Origin of the sequence: Pseudomonas sp. AP19 (assembly GCF_001728855.1) — a bacterium.
In the GTDB taxonomy this organism is placed as follows: domain Bacteria; phylum Pseudomonadota; class Gammaproteobacteria; order Pseudomonadales; family Pseudomonadaceae; genus Aquipseudomonas; species Aquipseudomonas fluorescens.
Window position 1 is genome coordinate 1 of sequence record NZ_LXJP01000133.1, and the last position, 1,592, is coordinate 1,592.

Consider the following 1,592-nt stretch of genomic DNA (forward strand, 5'->3'; position numbering starts at 1 on the left):
CTCCCCTGACTGGCCTCCGGCAAAATCTCTTCATTGGCCGGAGGGGGATCACACAGCATGATGGGACAGTTATCGAGTGGGCAGGAGCGACTGTTTTACTCGTTCAATCTTGAAGATCACATCCCAGCCAATCACCTTCTGCGCAGCATTGATCAGTGTCTTGATCTGAGCGACCTGCGCCATTTCCTCGCCGATTTCTATAGCCCGATTGGGCGTCCGTCGATTGATCCCGAACTGATGATTCGGATGCTGATCGTCGGCTATTGCTATGGCATCCGCTCCGAACGGCGGTTGTGCGAAGAGGCCCATTTGAACCTAGCTTATCGCTGGTTCTGCCGGTTGAGCCTTGAAGATGAAGTCCCCAACCACTCAACCTTTTCCAAGAACCGACACGGCCGCTTTCGGGACAGTGATCTATTTCGCTGGTTGTTTAATGAAGTGCTGCGTCGCTGCATGGACGCCGGCCTGGTCAAGGGCGAAGGCTTTGCCGTGGACGCCAGCATCATCAAAGCGGATGCCAGCCGGCAGCGCGGTGTACCGGGTGATGAACCGGTCAACTGGAGCGATCCGGCCCTGAGCACCCGCACCGTGCGTGAGTACCTTGAAGCCCTCGATGAAGAGGCTTTGGCCGAAACGCTACCGAAGCGCCTGTCGCTGACGGATCCTCAAGCCCGCTGGACCGCTGCTTTAGGCGGCCCAGCTTTCTACGCTTACTCCACGAATTATCTGATCGATACCGAGCACGGCGTGATCATGGATGTTGAACCCACACCGGCTCATCGAACTGCAGAAGTCGAGAGCACCAAGACGATGATCGATCGGGTCGAAGCGCAGTTCAACATCAAGCCAGAGCGCCTCATCGGCGACACCGCTTACGGTACAGCGCCGATGTTGGCTTGGATGGTGGAGGAAAAGGACATCGAGCCGCATGTGCCGGTATGGGACAAAACCGAGCGCAAGAACGACAGCTTTTCGAGTAACGATTTCCACTGGAGTGAAGAGGCCGAGGAATACCGCTGCCCGGCCGGCAACCCATTACGCAGCGAATGGCGAGCCTTCAAAAACGAGCGTTCGCACGTCACAAAAGCCAACACCATCATCTTCCGATCCCGGCAGACCGACTGCGCTACGTGTCCGATGAAAGCCAAGTGCTGCCCGAACACTGCGTTCCGCAAGATCGCTCGCAGCGTCCATGAAGCCGCTCGCGATGTGGCTCGGTGCATTGCAGCAACGCCGGCATATCAGCGCTCTCGCCACGAACGTAAAAAGGTCGAAATGTTGTTTGCCCACCTCAAGCGCATCCTGAAATTGGATCGCTTGCGACTACGTGGCATGAGTGGCGCGACGGATGAATTCACGCTGGCCGCTGCGGTGCAGAACCTGCGAAGGCTGGCCAAATTTTCATCTCAAGGGCCACCAGTCACGGGATAGGTGCGCCTGCACCAAGCAAAAAACCTCAAATTAACCCAATAACAGAGCAGCGAAGGTCACCGAAGGGCCGAAAAACCACTCAATGTGGTGAGTAGGTTCTCCAGTGGTGGTCGCGCTTGAGTTCAGGCAATCTGAAAATCCGACTTTTTCAACAGAATCGG

At 56.3% G+C, this 1,592-nt stretch carries 1 protein-coding gene; it reads left to right on the top strand.

Annotated features, from left to right (window positions below; all coding sequences use genetic code 11):
* Positions 1-57 precede the first annotated feature (57 nt).
* Positions 58-1,431 (top strand): IS5/IS1182 family transposase, encoded by a 1,374-nt coding sequence (locus A7D21_RS33950; RefSeq protein WP_069553846.1) that lies wholly within the window; start codon positions 58-60, stop codon positions 1,429-1,431.
* The last annotated feature ends 161 nt before the right edge of the window (positions 1,432-1,592 follow it).